The sequence below is a fragment of the Burkholderia sp. FW306-1C-G01B genome (assembly GCF_058781685.1).
Genome location: NZ_JBYSWZ010000005.1, coordinates 188305 through 206692, shown reverse-complemented (window position 1 = coordinate 206692; position 18388 = coordinate 188305). Strand labels below are relative to the sequence as shown.

The window sequence follows — 18388 nt, the reverse complement described above, 5'->3', positions numbered from 1 at the left end:
ACGCTAATTGATGAGTTAGTTAATTTCAAGGAAGGGTTTTCGCCGGCGTTGATCGAGATCAGACGCGCGTCGAATGGCGGCGCGGACGAGCGGGGACGTGATGCGGCGGCACGCCGTGTGCCGGCGATGGAGTGTAGGGAGTGGTTAAGGCAGAGGCGGCTTAGGGGAAACGGCAGAGGGATACGGCGAAGGAAAGGAGATGCGGCGACAAGCGGTGGAGAACCTTCTCGGAACCGGCGGGAAAGCCGTCCGCGAAGCGGGGGCGCGGCCTTGACATGGCTCGCCCCCGAAACGTCGTCACTGATCGATCGGCGACTTCAGCGGCTCGTGTTCGCCGGTCAGCCCGAACACGACGAGCTGCGCGGGCTCGGTCGCACTCGCGTTGCGCGACACCTGGTGGCGCGAGCCGGGCGCCTCGTACCAGCCTTCGCCGGCGCGATAGCGATGCAGCGGGCCGCCGTTCACCTGCGACAGCACTTCGCCTTTCGACACGACCGCGAACACCGAGCCGAGGTGCTTGTGAGCCTCGGAAGCCTGGCCGGGCGCATAGTCGACGGTCGCGACGACGACGAGCTTGCCTGGCGCTTCGGGCACGGCCTGCTGCATGATCGCGTGCACGTTGTCGCCGGCGTCGTGCGCATGGGCGGCGGCCGGCAGCGCGGCGCCGAGCGCGAGCCCCGCGCACAGGGCGGCTCGCTGGAGCGTGGAGCGGATCATCTTCGTCTCCTTACTCGGGCATCTTGCGGAACGCGATCGCGAAGCGGTTCCAGGTGTTGATCGTCGCGATCAGCATCGACAGGTCGAACAGCTCCTCGTCGCTGAAGTGCGGCTTCACGGCTTCCCAGACGGCGTCGGGCACGTGATTGCTGGCCACTAGCGTCAGCGCCTCGGTCCATTCCAGCGCCGCGCGTTCGCGCTCGGTGAAAAACGGCGTTTCGCGCCACGTGACGACGGTCGCGAGACGGCGGTCGGTTTCGCCGCCCTTGCGCGCGTCGGTCGTGTGCATGTCGACGCAGAACGCGCAGCCGTTGATCTGCGATGCGCGCAGGCGGACGAGTTCGGCGAGCGGCTTCTCGATCGAGCTCTTCGCGATGAAGTCCTCGGCGTTGCGCATCACCTTGATCGCATTCGGGCTGGCGGTATAGAAGTTCAGGCGCGGTTGCATGGCAGGTCCTTTTTCGGTTGGTGCGCACGGTGGCGCGACAGGACCCACTTTAAGACCCGGATTGGCCTGCTTGAATAGCCAATTTTGCGTAAATTCAGGTAACCAGTGCCGGGCGGCCGACACGGCCCGAATCCAGCAGCCCGGCCAGTTGCGCGAGCGCCGTGTCGATGCGCAGCGCGTCGATCCCGCCATAGCCGAACAGCAGCCCCGCACGGACCGGCACGCCGACATGGAACGCAGAGATCCCGTACAGGCCGATGTCCTGCTCGCGCGCCGCGCGGACCAGCGCCGCTTCGTCGAGCCCCGGCTTCAGGTGTGCGGCGAGGTGGATGCCGGCGGTCGGCACGATCGCGTCGAACCATGGCGCGAGCTCGCCGCGCAGATGCGCGATCAGCATCTTGCGGCGCGCATCGTAATGTTTCTGCACGCGCTTCAGGTGCCGCGCGAAATCGCCTTCGAGCATGAAGCGCGCGAGCGCCGCCTGCGTCAGCGTGCAGGTGTGCCAATCGACGATCTGCTTCGCCTTGGCGAGCGCGCCGCGCAGCGCGCGCGGCGGAATCGCGTAGCCGATCCGCAGTTCGGGAAAGATCGTCTTCGAGAACGTGCCGACGTACGCGACGAGGCCCGTGCGGTCGAGGCTCTTCAGCGATTCCACGGGCCGGCCTTCGAAGCGGAACTCGCCGTCGTAGTCGTCCTCGATGATCACCGCGCGGCGGCGCTGCGCCCATTCGAGCAGCGCGATGCGCCGCTCCAGCGTCATCGGCATCCCGAGCGGGAACTGGTGCGACGGCGTCACGTAGACGAGGCGCGCTTCGTCGGGCAGCCGTTCCGTGACGAGGCCGTGCGCATCGACCGGCACGCCGATCACCGTCGCGCCGAGCGACGCGAACGCGGCGCGTGCCGGCGGATAGCCGGGGTCCTCGACCGCGACCACGTCGCCGGGCCGCACGACGACGCGCGCGAGCAGGTCGAGCGCCTGCTGTGCGCCTTGCGTGACCAGCACGTCGTCCCAGCTGCACGCGACCGCGCGGCTGAACGCGACATAGCGCGCGATCGCGCCGCGCAACTGCGGATCGCCGGCCGGGTCGTGGTATTGGCCGGGGCCGCGTGCCTGCTGGCGCAGCGCGTGATGCAGGCAGCGCCGCCATGCATCGAACGGGAACAGCGTCTTGTCGGTCACGCCGCCGCGGAAGTCGAAGCCGGGCGAGTCTTGCGGCGCGGGCATCGCGAGCGCGTCGGGCAGGTCGTTCCACAGCGCGCGTGCGTCGACCGCGTCGATGCGCGGCGTGTCCTCGACGAGCGACGGCGCCGGCATGGCCGCGGCGTGCGGCACGCGCGCGAGGCCGTCGGCGACGAACGTGCCGTCGCCCGCACGCGTATTCAGGTAGCCCTCGGCGACGAGACGCTCGAACGCGTCGAGCGTCGTCTTGCGCGATACGCCGAGCTGCTTCGCGAGATCGCGCGTCGACGGCAGCCGCGCGCCGCCTGCCAGGCGCCCGTCGACGATCGCGGTGCGCAGTTGCCGGAAGATTTGCCCCGTCAGGTCGTGACGGCCTTCGATGCGGATCGCGATGTCCATCGCAGTGGTTACCTCGATTGATGCTGATTTGCCGGAATCGGTGTACCGCCAGTATGCCGCCGGCGCGCGGACTCGGGTTGGCAGGATGTTGCGCCCGACACTCAACCGCCCATCCGCCGCATCGAACGCCGTCCGATTGGACCGCCGCCCGCCGCTGCCTTACGATCCACGGGAGCCACGACAATCCCAGACTCACCCCGAACCGGAGCGACCCCATGCTGTCCGAAGACGAACTTGCGCTGCTCGACGCGATCCGCGCGACCGGCAGCCTGTCGCGCGCCGCCGCGCGGCTCGGCAAGGCGCCGTCGACCGTGTCGCACGCCGCGCGCCAGCTCGAAACGCGTTTCGACGCGCTGCTGTTCGACCGGCGCGGCTACCGGCTGCGGCTCACGCCGGCCGGACAACTGCTGGCCGACGAAGCGGCGCGGCTGGCGCTGGACGTCGCGCGGCTGACGCAGCGCGTGCGGCAGGTCGCGAGCGGCTGGGAGGACCGGCTGTGGATCGTCAGCGACGAGGTGCTGGAGTTCGACACGCTGCTGCCGGTCGTCCGCGCGTTCGACGCGCTCGATTCGGGCGTGTCGCTGCGCTTCACGCACGAGGTGCTCGGCGGCACCTGGGAGGCGCTGCGCGACGGTCGCGCGGATCTGGTCGTCGGCGCGACCAACGAGCCGCCGGCTATCCCCGGCTTCAAATGGTTCGAACTGGGCGCGATGGAGTGGGTGTTCGCGGTGTCGCCGCGCCATCCGCTTGCATCCGCGAGCGACGTGCTGACGCGCGACGCGATCGGCGCGTATCGCGCGGTCGTCGTCGCCGATTCGTCGCGGCGCGCGGCCGGCCGCGCGTATGGCCTGCTCGGCGGGCAGGCCGTGCTCGCGGTGCCGTCGATGCGCGCGAAGATCCTCGCGCAGCGCGACGCGCTCGGCGTCGGCTGGGTGCCGCGCCGGCGTGTGGCGTCGCTGCTCGCGCGCGGCGAGCTCGTCGAGAAACAGACGGCCAACCCGCGCGAACCGAACGTGCTGTATGTCGCGTGGCACGGCGATCGCGACGGCCGCGCGCTGCAATGGTGGCTGGAGCAATTGCGCGAGCCCAGACTCGCGCAGCGCCTGCTCGACGGGATCGACGTGACCGGCTGAGACGGAAAAACGACGACGGAGCGCCCGCTCGAACACGTTCGACGATTTCGAACATGTTCGCCGCGCGCGTCGTACGGCAACACAGGTCGCCGAGCGCATCCTGTGTTCACGGTCAACTCACCGGTTCACAGGAGAACATCATGCAACGCTTCGAAGGAAAAACGGTCCTCGTCACGGGCGGCAACAGCGGCATCGGCCTGGCGGCCGCCAAAGCATTCGCAGCCGAAGGCGCGCGGGTCATCATCACCGGGCGCGACGCGCAGACGCTGGAAGCCGCACGGCAAACGCTCGGCGAAGGGGCGCTCGCGATCCGCAACGAGGCCGGCAGCGTCGCGTCGGCCCGCGCACTGGCGGACGCGATCGCCGCCGCGGGTGCGCGGCTCGACGCCGTGTTCATCAACGCGGGCGTCGCGAAACTCGCGCCGTTCGCCGACAGCGACGAGGCGATGTGGGACCTCGTGTTCAACACCAACGTGAAGGGCGCGTATTTCCAGATCCAGTCGCTGGTGCCGCTGCTGAACCGCGGCGCATCGATCGTGATCAACGGTTCGATCAACGCGCACATCGGAATGCCCGGCTCGTCGGTGTACGCGGCGAGCAAGGCGGCCGTCAATTCGTTCGCGAAGACGCTGTCGACGGAACTGCTGCCGCACGGCGTGCGCGTGAACGTCGTGAGCCCGGGGCCGGTTCAGACGCCGCTGTACGGCAAGCTCGGGCTCGATGCGGCGACGCTCGACGAGACGGCTGGGAAGATCAGGGGCCTCGTCCCGGTCGGCCGGTTCGGCACGCCGGACGAAATCGCGTCGACGGTGCTGCACCTCAGCGCGCCGGAATCCGCGTTCATCGTCGGCGCGGAGATCATCGCGTCGGGCGGGATGGGATTGCTCTGAGCCGTAACGCCGGCGGGGACCGCGCCGGCCGACGCAGCGCCGGGCGGACGGTCCCCGTCGCATGCGGGAAGGGCGACGCTCTCGAACCGCACCTATCGCGTCGTGCAGGCGTTACGCGTATCGCCGCCGGCTTCCAGCTGCGTCACCGTGAGCCCCGAGAACGTCGCGCGGCCGTGCTCGGCAAACACCGCGACGCGGTCCGCGTCGAGCGGCGGAAAGATCAGGTCGGTGAGCGTGACGCGGCCGCCGTTCGCAAACACTTCGACCGACCCGCGATCGACGACGATTTCGAGCCGCAGTTGCCCGTGTTCGAGCGGCAGGTCGACGATATGCTCGCGGCTGAACGTGCCGGCGAAATTCGCTTCGCCGGACTGCGAGCGGTCGAGTGTCAGCGTGCGTTTCGCCGTGTCGTACACGATCCGGGTGCCGGTCGTGCCGTCCGCCGAGCGCCGGACGATCAGGCCCGCGCGCGCCGCGCGCTGCGGCGCAATCGTCACCGTGATGCGTTGCGCGACGCCGCGCGTCGCCGCCGACAGCTCGCGCGTGGCGGACTCGACGGCGAGCGCGCCTTCGTGCACGGCGGGCCGGCCGTCCGCCCACGCGTCGAACGCGGCGGCCGGCGCGGCGACGAGCCGGGGTTCGCCGTCGATCGTCTTCAGCGCCAGCTCGCGCGGCAGGGTCGTCGCGCCGCGCCACGGCGTGGTCGGCACTTTTGCCGCGTAATCCCAGTTGCTCATCCACGCGATCGCGACCGGCCGAGTGCCGGGCGCGCCCGAGAAGGTGCCTGCGGCATAAAAGTCGGCGCCGTGATCGACCCAGCGGAACCGGGCGGGATCGGAACCGGCCGGCGCGACGCGATCGGGCGTGAACGTGCGGCCGTCGAAGTCGCCGACGAAATACATCGCGCCCGAGCCACCCGCGATCGACCACGGATTCACATTGACGATCATTACCCACTTGATGTGTCGAGGATCGCCGTCGAGCGGCAGCGGCACGAGGTCGGGCATCTCCCACAGTGCGCCTGCATGCGGCACGTCCGGCAACGTGAAGTCGCTCAGGAACGACCAGTGGATCAGGTCGTCGGAGCGATAGAGCTTGACGACCTGCGCGTCGGCGACGACCGTCGTCATCAGCCAGTGGTGCCCGGGCGCATACCACGACACCTTGGGGTCGCGGAACTGCTTCGATTCGGGATCGAGCGTGAGCACGGGGTTGTGCGCGTAGGGCTGCCACGTCGCGCCATGGTCGACGCTGTAGGCGAGCGACTGCGCCTGCGTGCCGGGCGCGTGGCCGGAGCCGTCCTTATAGACGCTCGTGTAAAGCGCAACCAGCGGTGTCTTGCCTGGCGACCCGAGGCCCGACGTGTTGTGCGTATCGGCGACGATCGAGCCGGAGAAGATTTCCTCGGTGGCGTTCGCGCGCATCGCGACCGGCTGCTCGCGCCAGTGGACGAGATCGGTGCTGGTCGCGTGGCCCCACGACATGTTGCCCCAATCGTTGCCGAGCGGGTTGTACTGATAAAACAGGTGGTAGCGGCCGTCGTCGTAGACCAGGCCGTTCGGATCGTTCATCCAGTTGCGCTGCGGCGTGTAATGCAGCGCGGGGCGCCATTGCGGCGTGCCGTTTTCGGTCGATGCGGCGCAGGGCGCGGCGGCGGCCTGCGTGCAGGCCGCGCCCGCCGCACAGGCGAGCAGCAGCCGGGCGACCCGGAAGGAAAAGCGGAAAAACGTCGATCTCATGCGGGGTTCCGTGCTCCGACGCGCGAAGCGGGAAAGGAGGGCGCGTGCCGCTTGCAAAGGCGGCACGCGCGATCTGCGGAAGAAAAAAAAGCGGCACGCACGCGACACGCGCGATGTGCGCCGCCTCAACGCTTGCGGGCGGTGCCCGCCGCAGCCGTTACGGGCGGGTGCCCGGGCCGTCGTTGTGGTCGGCGCCCGTCGCCGGCAGGTTCGCCGGGATATCGCCGTAACCGCCGAGCCCGCCGCGTCCGTACGCGCGGTCGACCGCCGTCGAGGTGCCGTTGATGTTGACCTTCACCGTCGGCGCGAGCGTGCCGCCGCGCCGCGGGCCGATCGCATCGATGAACGACTCGACGAGCCCGCCCGGCATCACGTAGTGCGAATACGACTGGAATTCGCGCGGGTTCTGGTTCGGATCCTGCGAATACGGCGCGCCGGCCGGTGCGGAGAAGTCGGTCGGGTTGCCGAGCACGAGGCCGCCGCCGCCGTTCAGCGGCAGGAAGTCGCTGCGGATGCCGTTGCCGACGAAGCCGTACACGCCGTCCGGCCCGTCGACGCCCGCGGCCATCGTCGTACGGTGGCTGATCGTGAACAGGTAGTACTTGCCGTCCTTCAGGTAGATCTGCGGGCGCTCGGTCTGGTCGTCGACGCAGTTCGCCGACAGGAGCGGCGGCAGGAACTTCCATTCCGTCAACTGCGGGTTCGTCGCGACCGCGAGGCCGACATTGGCCTTTTGATACACTGCGCCCGAATTCATCACCGCGTTGAGATCTTCCTTGTACGGATCGTTCGGCGCGTAGCCGAGATCGGCCTCGGTGCAGGTGCGTGCGCCGCGCTGGCCGCCCGTATTGCCTTCGAACACCATATAGGTCTTGCCCGGGTGCGCGGGATCGGTGAACACGAACGGATCGCGGAACGAGAAGTAGGTATTCTGCTGGCCGGTCTGGTAGTAGTTGCCGTCCGGCTGCAGCAGCGCCTTGTGATCGTCGAAGCCGCTGAACCACACGTGCTTGTCGTCGGCGTGGATGTGACCGTCGGCGCGCGTGATGATCGCCTGCGGCGGCGTGATGTCGGCACCGCCGGGCGCCGAGCGGTTGAACGATGTCGCGGTGTAGTAGAGGCTGACGTTGTCGCCGTGCGTGAGGCGCGCCGAACCCGACCATTCGGCGTTGTTGGTCATCGGCGCGGTGCCGAACACCTTGGCGCTCGCGCCGTCCGGGAACAGGTGGCCGCCCCAGGTCCAGCCGCCGTTGGCAGGGCGCTGCGACGCAGGGACGCCCGCGCGGCGGTAGAAGAAGCCGATGCGCGCGTGGACGTGGCGGTCATCGAACGTGTAGCCCGCATGCGGATCGGCGGTGAGCGAGAAGATCACCTCCCAGCCCTTGTAGCTGAGCTGGTTCGCGCGCAGGTCGGCCAGCGGCCAGGTATCCCAGACCCACACGTTCGAGTTGATCAGCGGGAAATCCTGCGGGATATCCGGCATCGTCAGCGCTTGCGGCAGCGAGTTCCTGTCGGCGCCGGCCGTATGCGACTGTGCGACGATCTGGCGGATGTCCGCGCGGGTCCAGCGCATCGTGAAGTTGCCTTCGGGATCGTAGGCCTGCTGCGTATGCGGCGTGGGCGCGGGGGCGCCGGCGCTCTGCGCGTGCGTAACGGACGAAGCGGACGCGAAGGCGGCCAGTGCCGCGCCAGCGAACAGCAAACGTTTGGCCGCAGTCGCGCGGCAAAAAGGAAAGTGTGTCATCTCGGCGTTGTTTCAGTTGACGGTGAAAGGAACGGCTGAAGGTGGCATCGATGTCCAAACCGGTTTGGATACTATTTCAAACCGGTTTGGAACGCAAAAGATATTTATTTGACGGTAATGCTTACCCAATGGAAATAATTACCCGATTGAGGCGTCCGGGCATCCGGCGTCCGGGCATCCGGGCCGGCGAAAACGAGGAGCGACGGTGAAGGTGAATCTGAAGGCGCTGTCGGATGCGCTCGGGCTGTCTCGGACGACGGTCAGCCGTGCGTTGAACGGTTACGACGACGTCAGCGAGGCGACCCGCGAGCGCGTGGCGAAGGCCGCCCGGGAAATGGGCTATGTGGCGGACCCGACCGCGCGCCGGCTCGCGACCGGGCGGGCGGACGTGATCGGGATCGTCTATCCGTTCGGCGCGGGCGATCTCGGCGATCCGCGTTTCGGCGAGGTCGTCGCGGGCATCACCGAGCGGCTGGCCGAGCGCAATCTCGATTTCATCATCGCGTCTGCGCGGCCGAATGCGGAACTGGACACCTATCGGCGGATCGTCGACGGCAAGCTCGTCGACGGGCTGATCGTCGCGCGCACGCTGGTCGACGATCCGCGCATTGCGTACCTGCGGTCGAACGCGTTTCCGTACGTCGCATACGGCCGCACGCAAACGGCCGAGCCGTATGCGTGGTTCGATTTCGACAACGAGGCGGGCGCGCGCGATGCCGTCCGCCGGCTGACCGGTTTCGGGCATCGGCGCATTGCGATGATCAGCGCGCCGCTCGCGCTGAATTTCGCCGCGCAGCGTCGCGCAGGCTATCTGTCGGCATTGCGCGAGGCCGGTATCGAGCCGGATCCGGCGTTGCTCGTCGAGTGTACGTTTACGCACGACGGCGGGTTGCAGGCCGCGCGGGCGCTGCTCGCGTGCGCCGAGCGGCCGACGGCGCTGCTGGTCGACAACAACATCGCGGGCGGCGGCGCGTTTCGGGCGCTCGTGGACAGCGGGCTGCGGCTGGGGCAGGACATGTCGCTGATCGTCTACGACGGCGTGCCGCCGGACATCGCGCATCCGCATCGCGTGACGGCCGTCATCCAGCCGACCGGGCACGCGTCGGGACGCGCGCTGGCGGAATTGATGCTGAGTCGGCTGGACGACGGTGCATGCGGGCATCGACTCGAGGCGCCGGTAATCGAGGCCGGCGATACGGATGGTCCGTTGCGCGGCTAGCCGGCGCGACGGACACGGGCGGGGCGCGATCGGTGGCGGACGTTGCCGGATCGCGCCCGGTCAAAGGCCATGACGACGGCAGGGGCGAATGGCCATTTACTAGACGACTGGTCTAATCCGCGGATATCATGCGTCCTCGTGAATGCGACGACGTCCGCTGGCGCGTGCAACGAAGACGCGAAATTGCCATTTCGCGCTGCGATGCCGATCGTGCAGTGTACGCCGTCGTTTTATTTGGGATTTTTCTAGACGACTGGTCTAATAGGCGCGTACGGCATTCGGATACGCGAGTCGCACGTTGACGCGCCATAACGGACTAACCGACAGGCGTGTCGCGCCGACCGCCCCGGTTGCGCGGCAGCGTTCCCGTCCATTTTCGAAGGAGTTTCGATCATGAAGATTCTGGTTGTCCTGACCTCGCACGACACGCTCGGCGACACCGGCAAGAAGACCGGCTTCTGGCTCGAGGAACTGGCCGCGCCGTACTACGCGTTCAAGGATGCGGGCGTCGAGCTGACGCTGGTTTCGCCGAAGGGCGGCCAGCCGCCGCTCGACCCGAAAAGCAGCGATCCGTCCGCGCAGACCGATGCAACGCGCCGTTTCGACGCCGATCCGGCGGCCAAGGCCGAACTCGCGTCGACGCGCAAGCTTGCCGACGTGTCGGCCGACGACTACGACGCGGTGTTCTACCCGGGCGGCCACGGCCCGCTGTGGGATCTCGCCGAGGATCTGCATTCGATCGGCCTGATCGAGCGCATGCTCGCGGCCGGCAAGCCGGTCGCGGCCGTCTGCCACGCGCCGGGCGTGCTGCGTCACGTGAAGAACCCGGCAACCGGCGAATCGGTCGTGCGCGGCAAGCGCGCGACGGGGTTCACCAACAGCGAGGAAGCGGCCGTCGAGCTGACGGAAGTCGTGCCGTTCCTCGTCGAGGACATGCTGAAGACCAACGGCGCGGCATTCGAGCGCAGCGCCGACTGGGCGCCGCATGTCGTCACCGACGGGCTGCTGATCACGGGGCAGAACCCCGCGTCGTCGGCGCCCGCGGCCGAGGCGCTGCTCGCGAAGCTCGGCCACCGGTAAGCATCCGGCGCCGGCCCGGCCGGCGCCGTTCCGTATCCGTCGCCGGGCGCAACCGCCCCGACGACGGCTCGAATCGTTCCGCCGTGCGCATCGCCCGGCGAGTTCCCAGTCGTTTCGTAGAACCAAGCAAAGGAGTCGTGGATGTCTGCCCTGTTCGAACCGTTCAAACTCAAGGATGTCACGCTGCGCAACCGCATCGCGGTGCCGCCGATGTGCCAGTACGTCGCCGAAGACGGCGTCGTCAACGACTGGCATCACGTGCATCTGGCCGGCATCGCGCGCGGCGGCGCGGGCCTCGTGATCGCGGAGGCGACGGCCGTGTCGCCGGAAGGGCGCATCACGCCGGGTTGCGCGGGGCTGTGGAACGATGCGCAGGCCGAAGCGTTCGTGCCGTCGGTCGCGGCGATCAAGGCGGCCGGCGCGGTGCCCGGCATCCAGATCGCGCACGCGGGCCGTAAGGCGAGCGCGAATCGTCCGTGGGAAGGCGACGACCATATCGCCGACGGCGATCCGCGCGGCTGGCAGACCATCGCGCCGTCGGCCGTGCCGTTCGGCGCGCATCTGCCGAAGGTGCCGCGCGAAATGACGCACGAGGATATCGCCCGCGTGCAGGCCGACTTCGTCGCAGCGGCGAAGCGTGCGCGCGACCTGGGCTTCGAATGGCTCGAACTGCACTTCGCGCACGGTTATCTCGGCCAGAGCTTCTTCTCGGTGCATTCGAACCGGCGCGACGACGAATACGGCGGTTCGGCCGAGAACCGCGGCCGTTTCCTCGTCGAGACGCTTGCGGCCGTCCGCAAGGTATGGCCCGAGCATCTGCCGCTGACCGCGCGCTTTGGCGTGATCGAATACGACGGCCGCGACGAAGAGACGCTCGCCGAGTCGATCGCGCTCACGCAGCGGATGAAGCGGGAAGGGCTCGACATGCTGAGCGTGTCGGTCGGCTTCTCGACGCCCGATGCGCAGATTCCGTGGGGCCCGGCGTTCCTCGCGCCGATCGCCGAGCGCGTGCGCCGCGAGGCCGGGCTGCCGGTGTCGTCCGCGTGGGGGATCGACACGCCGCAACTGGCGAACCGCGTGGTTGCGGAAGAACAGCTCGATCTCGTGATGGTCGGCCGCGCGCATCTGGCCGATCCGCACTGGCCGTACTACGCGGCGAAGCAGCTCGGCGTCGAGCGCCCGTCGTGGACGCTACCCGCGCCGTACGCGCACTGGCTCGAGCGTTACCGGATCGCCGACAAGGTGGCCTGAGCGGACGCGGCAACATGGCGCCGGGGCGGCCCGCGTATGACGCGCGCCGCCGATCCGGTGCCGATGGATAGAATGGCGGTTCGTGCAGGCCGGTTGCCTGCGCGAACCGCCATTTTTTCATTTCGACAGAGGTGCCATGGACGCACATGTCCCGTCGTCTCACGAGGCCGCCGTGCAGCCGCGCGCGCAGCAGATCGCTCGCGTCGCGCTGTATGCGGCGCTGCTGGTGCTCGCGCTGTGGGTGATCCGCGACTTCATTCCCGCCATCGCGTGGGCCTGCGTGATCGCCATCGCGATGTGGCCGCTGCTGAAACGCTTCGAATCGCACCGGCTGTTCCGCAACCGGCCTACGGTCAACGCGCTCGTCATCACGGCGGCGGTCTCGCTGCTCGTCGTGCTGCCGATCGCCGTCGCGGCAACCCAGGCGATCGGGCAGGCGCACGACCTGCGCGAGTGGCTGCGTACGATCCAGGACAACGGCATTCCGCTGCCCGACGTCGTCAGCCGGCTGCCTTACGGTTCGGCGCAGATCACCGAGTGGTGGCAGGCCAATCTCGGTCATCCGCTGCATGCGGCCAGCGCGATGCACGGCGTCAACAGCGAGAAATTCCTCGCGTTCGGCCGGCAGTTCGGCACGAAGCTCGCGCATGCGCTGCTCGAATTCGGCTTCATGCTCGTCACGCTGTTCGTGATTCTGCGCGCGGGCCACAAGCTGTCGGGCGCGTTGCTGCAGGGCGGGCAGCGCGCGTTCGGGCGCAACGGCGCGGAACTGATCGAGCGCATGGTCAAGGCCGTGTACGGCACGGTGACGGGGCTCGTGGTCGTCGGGCTCGGCGAGGGTGCGCTGCTCGGCGTCGCCTATGCGCTCGCGGGCGTGCCGCATGCGGCGCTGCTCGGCCTCGTCACGGCGATTGCCGCGATGCTGCCGTTCTGCGCGCCGATCGTGTTCTGCGGCGCGGCGCTGTGGCTGTTCGTGCAGGGCGCGACCATGTGGGCCGTCGTGGTGGCGGTGCTCGGTTTCGTCGTCGTGTTCGTCGCCGAGCATTTCGTGCGGCCGGTGCTGATCGGCAGTTCGGCGCGGCTGCCGTTCCTGCTCGTGCTGTTCGGCATCCTCGGCGGCGCCGAGACGTTTGGCCTGATCGGGCTGTTCGTCGGCCCCGCGCTGATGACGGTGCTGACGATGCTGTGGGCCGAATGGATCGCGTGACGATGCCCGCCGTCGCGCCGATTCGATGGATCGGCGCGACGGGATGGGTGCGCGCACAAGCATGCGCCGGCCGCAACGATCGGCAACGATCCGGCTTGCGCACGGGGCATGCCGGGCAGGGGTTTGCATACGGATCTCTACATTTCTTTTCGATCCGGACCCAAAGGTCTAGTAGCATGGGGCTTTCGATCACGCCGGCATGGCGCGGCAGAATTCCCCAAGCATGCGATTGATTTCGATGTCCCGTCCCGCGGCGACGCTATCCCTGGCGGCCGGCTGCCTGATGTTGCACGGCTGCGCGTGGTTCGACTCGTGGCTACCGTTCTCGTATTCGCGCACGCCGCTCGCGCGGGCCGCGTCGCGGCATGGCGCGACGCGCGCCGATGTCGTGCGCGCCGGCGGCAACCCGCGCAGCGTATGGATGGTCCGCAACGGCAGCGGCGTCTGCTACAACTACTTCATCGAGCACGGCAACGATCACCGGCCTTACTTCGTCGTATTCGACAAGGCCGGCGTCGTCACGCAGCACGGCTTCGATACCTGCATGGACGCCGATCGCAAGGGCACGCTCCAGCCGGACAAGGCCGCTTCGCGCTAGCGCGGCGGCGTGCGCCGCGCGTGAGCGGTCATGCGAGCGTGTCGACCACGCCGCCGTCGACGCGCAACGCCGCACCCGTGGTCGCCGAAGCCTGCGGCGAGCACACGTACACGACCATGTTCGCGACTTCCTCGGGCGTCGCGGGTCGCTGGATGATCGAGCTCGAGCGATGATCGCGCACGAAATCCACGGCCACGTCTTCGACACTGCGGCCCGTTTTGTCGGCCGTTTCCTTCAGCAGCGCGCGCACGCCTTCCGACAGCGTCGGCCCCGGCAGCACCGAGTTGACGGTCACATGGGTGCCGGCCGCGAGCTTCGCGAGGCCGCGCGAGATCGACAGTTGCGCGGTTTTCGTGAACCCGTAGTGAATCATGTCGACCGGGATGTTCAGGCCCGATTCCGACGAAATGAACACGATGCGCCCGGCGTTGCGTTCGATCATCCCCTTCAGGTAATGCCGCGCGAGCCGCACGCCGGACATCACGTTCATCTGGAAGTAATGTTCCCATTCGGCGTCGTCGATGTCGAAGAACGCCTTCAGGCCGTAGATGCCCGCGTTGTTGACGAGGATGTCCGCATCGGGCGTGTGCTGCGTGACGCGCGCGACGCCGGCTGCGTCGGACAGGTCGGCGGCGACGCCGTCGAAGCTTGCGCCGGGCACGGCGGCGCGCAGTTGCGCGAGCGCGGACTGTACCGATGCGTCGCTGCGGCCGTTGACGACGACGCGCGCACCGGCGCGCGCGAGCCCTTCGGCGATCGCGAGCCCGATGCCGGCGGTGGAGGCGGTGACGACCGCGGTCTTGCCTTTCAGATCGATGTGCATGAGCGTGACGGGAGAGGAGTGAACGGGAACCGCCGCGCGTGTCGCGACGGCCGGATTTCAAAGCTTAGGCGAAACGGCGCGATCCGGCTTCGAAGCTGCAAAGCGCCGGTTGCATCGGCCCGCGCAGTCTTGTACGGTGAGCGTTCGCTGCCCGAACCAGGAGCCCGCCGCGTGAGCCGTATCTCCAACCGATCCGCCGTACCGTCGCCGTTCTGGCGCGATGCCGCGCTGCCGTTCATCGAGGCGCGCACCGTCGACGACGGGCGCGCGATCTGCTACGCGAAGCACACGCACGACACGTTTTCGGTGGGCGCGATCGTCGGCGGCACGAGCACCTACGTGAACGGCGCGACGAACGCGCATGTCGGGCGCGGCGTGCTCGTGATCATCGATCCGGAGCAGGTGCACGCGTGCAATCCGTACGGCCCCGACGCATGGGCGTACCGGATGGTCTACGTCGACGTGCCGTGGCTCGCGCGGCTGCAGCATTCGCTGGGCCGCGATCCGAACAGCGATTTTCACGGGTTTTCGCCGAAGTTGACGGAGCGGCGCGACCTGTTCGCGCAATTTGGCGGCTTCTACCGCGCGCTCGTGTCGCCCGGCATCGATCCGCTCGGCAAGGAGAGCGCGGCGGTCGAATTCTTCACGCAACTGCACGGCGCGCTCGATCGCGAGCTGCCCGATCCGCGGCCGCGAGACGACAACGCAAAGCTCGCGCGCGCGGCCGACTACATCGCCGCGCATTGCCGCGAGGGCGTGACGCTCGATGCGGTCTGCGCGGCGGCCGACCTGTCGCCGTCGTACCTGATCCGCGCGTTCAATGCGCGTTACGGGATGACGCCGCATGCGTTCCTGATCGATCGCCGCGTGCAGTACGGCCGCACCGAGCTGCGCCGCGGCCGGCCGATCGCCGAAGTCGCGCTCGACGCCGGCTTTGCCGATCAGGCCCATTTCCAGCGCGCGTTCCGGCGGATCGCGGCCGCGACGCCCGGACAGTACCGTAGCGCAATGAGCTGAGCGCCAGGGCGGCGGAACGCGGAGTGCGGAGTGCGCCGTCGATGCGCCGAGGCGCCCGATCTGCGGACCGGCCGGCTACACGTCGAGCAGGAACAGCGCGCTGCCCGCGAGCAGCAGTGCCATCAGCCGATTGAACATGCGCATGCGCCGCGCGTTCGCGAGCCGGTGCCGCAGCGACGCGCCCGCATAGCCCCAGCACGCGATCGACGCGAAACAGATCACCAGATACAGCGCGGCGAATAACCAGACCTGCGCGCGGTCGCCATCGGCCGCATATGCGCCCATCGCGGCCACGCACGCGAGCCACGCCTTCGGATTCAGCCACTGCATCGCCGCGCCGGCCGCCGCCGACGGGCCGGCCACGTCCGGGTCGGCCGACAGCCGGCCGTCATCGAGCGCGAGCCGCAGCGCCATGTACAGCAGGAACGCGATCCCCGACCACTGCGTGGCGGTCGTCAGCACGGGCCAGCGCACGAGCGCCGCGTGCAGGCCGAGGCCGATCAGCAGGAACAGCGCGACGAAGCCGAGCGTCGCGCCGGCCGCGTAGCGCAGGCTCGCGCCGAGGCCATGGCGCGCGCCGGCACTGAGCGCGACGATGTTGACGGGACCGGGGGTGATCGACGACGCCAGCGCGAACGCGGCCATCGAAACCAGCATGCTCATTGGGTGTCTCCATGCGAAATGTCGAAAGTCGCATCGAGACTACGGGAGCCGCACCGGCCCGTATTGAAGAAAACAACCCTCGGCGGCGCGCGGCCGCCGTCAGTGCAACGCGCGCGGCGCGTGCGCCGGCCGCGTGTCGTGCGGCCCGGCCGAACCGGCGGCATCGGCCGAGTCGGCCGCGCGTAGCGGGCCGCCCGCGCAGGGTTGCGTCGACACCGAGAAGCCGAACGTATTGACGCCGCCCGAGCATGCGACGAACACGCTGCCGCCGTGCATCTCGGCCACGGCCTTGACGATCGACAGCCCGAGCCCGTGGTTTTCCTTGCTGTTCGCGCGCGCTTCCTCGAGCCGGTAGAAGCGTTCGAACACATGCGAACGCTGCACGGGATCGATCGGTTCGCCCGGGTTCGCGACGGCCATTTCGACGAGCGCGTCGCGGCGCGCGATCGTCACGTGCAGCGTCGCGCCGGGCGCCGAATGCTGTATCGCGTTGATCAGCAGGTTCGTCATCGCGCGGCGGAACAGCGACGGATCGACGGCCGCGCGCGCATCGCCGTGCAGTTCGGCGCGCAGTTGCGCTTCGTCGAGCGGGATTTCGAGGAAATCGAGCATGCGCCGCACCTCGTCGGCGAGCGACACGTCCTTCAGGTCGGTCGCGCGTTCGCCGCGGTCGCTGCGCGACAGGAACAGCATGTCGTTGATGATCACGCGCAGCCGCTCGAATTCCTCGAGGTTCGACTGCAGCGTCTGGCGCATCCGGTCGACCGAGCGATCGCGGCTCGTCAGCGCGACCTGGGTCTGGCCGATCAGGATGCTGACCGGCGTGCGCAGCTCGTGCGCGACGTCCGCATTGAAGGCCTCGAGCCGCGCGTAGGTCTGCTGGATGCGCTCGAGCGCGCCGTTGAACGACGTGGCGAGATCGCGCAGCTCGGCCGGCAGCGCGTCGGTCTGCAGCCGCTGGCGGCGGTTCGTGGCGCTCACGCTCGCTGCATCCTGCGACAGCCGGTCGAGCGGTGCGAGCCCGAAGCGCGCGACCGCGCGGCTCAGCAGCAGCGTGACGACGGTGGCCGTGGCGATCAGCGCGGCGAGCGTCAAGCCGAAGCGGCGCAGCATCCGTTGCGTGCGCTCGCACGAGCTGGCGACGATCAGCTTCAGCGTCGGGCGCTCGCCGCTGCCGGCCACGGTGACGGTCTTCGTCATCACGTCGTAGCTGCTGTCGTTCAGCGCATAGCGCTGGAACGCGCCGAATGGCGGATCGACGGGCACGCCGTTTACCGGCGTACCGAAGCGGAATGCCGGGTTCGTGCTGTCGACCTGGTAGCGCGTCGAGCCGTCGGGCGGGACGAGATCGGCGAGTTTTTCCTGCATCATGCGACCGCGCGCGGCCGTCGTCGCATGCGACACGATCATCTCGGCGACCTTCGCGCGCGTGTCGAGCGTCGCGCGCAGTTCCGCGAAGAGCTGGCGCTCCATCATCACGAACAGCCCGCAGCCGACCAGCGTGAACACGAGCAGCGACACGATGCCGAACATCGCCGACAGCCGCAGGACGATCGAGCGTTTCATGCCTGCCTCTCGGTGTCGCCGTCCTCGCGCGCCTCGAGCACGTAGCCCATCCCGCGGATCGTGTGCAGCAGCTTGTCCGCGAACGGGCCGTCGAGTTTCGCGCGCAGGCGCTTGATCGCCGTCTCGACGACGTTCGCGTTGCTGTCGAAGTTCACGTCCCACACGAGTTCGGCGATCGTCGTCTTCGACAGCACCTCGCCGCTGCGCCGCGCGAGCACGCCGAGCAGCTGGAATTCCTGCGCGGTCAGGTCGAGCCGCGTGCCGTCGCGGGTCGCGCGGCGGCCGATCAGGTCGACGCGCAGGTCGCCGATCGAGATCAGCGTCGATTCCTGCACGCGCGCGCGGCGCGTCAGCGCGCGCAGCCGCTCGATCAGTTCGAGGAACGAGAAGGGCTTGGTCAGGTAGTCGTCGGCGCCGCCGCGCAGCCCGCGCACGCGATCGTCGACGCGGTCGCGCGCGGTCAGCATGATGACGGGCGTCTGCTTCTGCGCGCGCAACGCGCGCAGCACGCCGAAGCCGTCGAGCTTCGGCAGCATCACGTCGAGCACGACCACGTCGTAGTCGAATTCGACGGCCTTCCACGCGCCGTCCTCGCCGTCGAGCGCAGTGTCGACGACCCAGCCTTCCTCGGTCAGGCCGCTCTTCAGGTATTCGACGACTTTCGGTTCGTCTTCGACGATCAGCACTTTCATGTTGTTGTTCCGCGTAACCGGG

Annotated in this window: 17 protein-coding genes; 8 read left to right on the top strand and 9 right to left on the bottom strand. The window is 68.6% G+C overall.

Annotated features, from left to right (window positions below):
- Nucleotides 1–297: 297 nt before the first annotated feature.
- The 3 genes from AC3WLY_RS12590 to pdxR all read right to left on the bottom strand — a co-directional run bounded on the left by AC3WLY_RS12590 (nt 298) and on the right by pdxR (nt 2744).
- The gene (locus tag AC3WLY_RS12590; RefSeq protein ID WP_175959021.1) at nt 298–717 is read right to left on the bottom strand and encodes a cupin domain-containing protein; all 420 of its coding nucleotides are present in this window, start codon (nt 715–717) and stop codon (nt 298–300) included.
- 10 nt (nt 718–727) lie between these two features.
- The gene (locus AC3WLY_RS12585; protein WP_310139824.1) at nt 728–1165 is read right to left on the bottom strand and encodes a carboxymuconolactone decarboxylase family protein; all 438 of its coding nucleotides are present in this window, start codon (nt 1163–1165) and stop codon (nt 728–730) included.
- A gap of 94 nt (nt 1166–1259) precedes the next feature.
- Nucleotides 1260–2744 carry a MocR-like pyridoxine biosynthesis transcription factor PdxR gene (gene pdxR / locus AC3WLY_RS12580; protein WP_310139828.1) on the bottom strand — a complete coding sequence of 495 codons (1485 nt, stop codon included), beginning with the start codon at nt 2742–2744 and terminating at the stop codon, nt 1260–1262.
- A gap of 215 nt (nt 2745–2959) precedes the next feature.
- Here pdxR and AC3WLY_RS12575 point away from each other — a divergent pair, with 215 nt between their 5' ends.
- Nucleotides 2960–3877 (top strand): LysR family transcriptional regulator, encoded by a 918-nt coding sequence (locus AC3WLY_RS12575; RefSeq protein ID WP_175959024.1) that lies wholly within the window; start codon nt 2960–2962, stop codon nt 3875–3877.
- A 140-nt stretch (nt 3878–4017) separates the two neighbouring features.
- Nucleotides 4018–4767: an SDR family oxidoreductase gene (locus AC3WLY_RS12570; protein ID WP_175959025.1), complete on the top strand. Its 750-nt coding sequence runs from the start codon at nt 4018–4020 to the stop codon at nt 4765–4767.
- A gap of 92 nt (nt 4768–4859) precedes the next feature.
- Here AC3WLY_RS12570 and AC3WLY_RS12565 read toward each other — a convergent pair whose 3' ends face one another.
- Both AC3WLY_RS12565 and AC3WLY_RS12560 read right to left on the bottom strand, forming a co-directional pair.
- On the bottom strand, nt 4860–6506 hold the full coding sequence (locus AC3WLY_RS12565; protein ID WP_175959026.1) for a glycoside hydrolase family 32 protein: 1647 nt from the start codon (nt 6504–6506) through the stop codon (nt 4860–4862).
- Nucleotides 6507–6663: 157 nt separating this feature from the next.
- The gene (locus tag AC3WLY_RS12560) at nt 6664–8250 is read right to left on the bottom strand and encodes a glycoside hydrolase family 68 protein (RefSeq protein ID WP_175959027.1); all 1587 of its coding nucleotides are present in this window, start codon (nt 8248–8250) and stop codon (nt 6664–6666) included.
- Nucleotides 8251–8455: 205 nt separating this feature from the next.
- On the opposite strand from AC3WLY_RS12560, the gene AC3WLY_RS12555 reads away from it, so the two are divergent.
- The 5 genes from AC3WLY_RS12555 to AC3WLY_RS12535 all read left to right on the top strand — a co-directional run bounded on the left by AC3WLY_RS12555 (nt 8456) and on the right by AC3WLY_RS12535 (nt 13605).
- Entirely contained in the window at nt 8456–9469 is a 1014-nt protein-coding gene (locus tag AC3WLY_RS12555; protein WP_175959028.1) for a substrate-binding domain-containing protein, read from the top strand.
- 393 nt (nt 9470–9862) lie between these two features.
- Nucleotides 9863–10549 carry a type 1 glutamine amidotransferase domain-containing protein gene (locus AC3WLY_RS12550; RefSeq protein ID WP_175959029.1) on the top strand — a complete coding sequence of 229 codons (687 nt, stop codon included), beginning with the start codon at nt 9863–9865 and terminating at the stop codon, nt 10547–10549.
- A gap of 141 nt (nt 10550–10690) precedes the next feature.
- Nucleotides 10691–11800 (top strand): NADH:flavin oxidoreductase/NADH oxidase, encoded by a 1110-nt coding sequence (locus AC3WLY_RS12545; RefSeq protein ID WP_492308293.1) that lies wholly within the window; start codon nt 10691–10693, stop codon nt 11798–11800.
- A 136-nt stretch (nt 11801–11936) separates the two neighbouring features.
- Entirely contained in the window at nt 11937–13007 is a 1071-nt protein-coding gene (locus tag AC3WLY_RS12540; protein ID WP_492308294.1) for an AI-2E family transporter, read from the top strand.
- Nucleotides 13008–13230: 223 nt separating this feature from the next.
- The gene (locus AC3WLY_RS12535; protein WP_175959032.1) at nt 13231–13605 is read left to right on the top strand and encodes a hypothetical protein; all 375 of its coding nucleotides are present in this window, start codon (nt 13231–13233) and stop codon (nt 13603–13605) included.
- Nucleotides 13606–13633: 28 nt separating this feature from the next.
- Here the strand turns inward: AC3WLY_RS12535 and AC3WLY_RS12530 are convergent, their stop codons facing one another.
- The gene (locus tag AC3WLY_RS12530; RefSeq protein ID WP_175959033.1) at nt 13634–14428 is read right to left on the bottom strand and encodes an SDR family NAD(P)-dependent oxidoreductase; all 795 of its coding nucleotides are present in this window, start codon (nt 14426–14428) and stop codon (nt 13634–13636) included.
- A gap of 171 nt (nt 14429–14599) precedes the next feature.
- Here AC3WLY_RS12530 and AC3WLY_RS12525 point away from each other — a divergent pair, with 171 nt between their 5' ends.
- Nucleotides 14600–15445, top strand: a complete 846-nt coding sequence (locus AC3WLY_RS12525) for an AraC family transcriptional regulator (protein ID WP_492308295.1) — start codon at nt 14600–14602, stop codon at nt 15443–15445.
- A gap of 75 nt (nt 15446–15520) precedes the next feature.
- On the opposite strand, the gene AC3WLY_RS12520 is transcribed toward AC3WLY_RS12525, so the two are convergent.
- From AC3WLY_RS12520 to AC3WLY_RS12510, 3 genes are all read right to left on the bottom strand, one after another.
- A complete protein-coding gene (locus tag AC3WLY_RS12520; RefSeq protein WP_492308296.1) occupies nt 15521–16108 on the bottom strand; it encodes a LysE family translocator in 588 nt (195 codons plus the stop codon).
- A 99-nt stretch (nt 16109–16207) separates the two neighbouring features.
- Nucleotides 16208–17674 (bottom strand): heavy metal sensor histidine kinase, encoded by a 1467-nt coding sequence (locus AC3WLY_RS12515; protein ID WP_492308297.1) that lies wholly within the window; start codon nt 17672–17674, stop codon nt 16208–16210.
- Nucleotides 17671–18366 carry a heavy metal response regulator transcription factor gene (locus tag AC3WLY_RS12510; protein ID WP_034179625.1) on the bottom strand — a complete coding sequence of 232 codons (696 nt, stop codon included), beginning with the start codon at nt 18364–18366 and terminating at the stop codon, nt 17671–17673. Before AC3WLY_RS12510 ends, AC3WLY_RS12515 begins: the two co-directional genes overlap by 4 nt.
- Between the last annotated feature and the right edge of the window lie 22 nt (nt 18367–18388).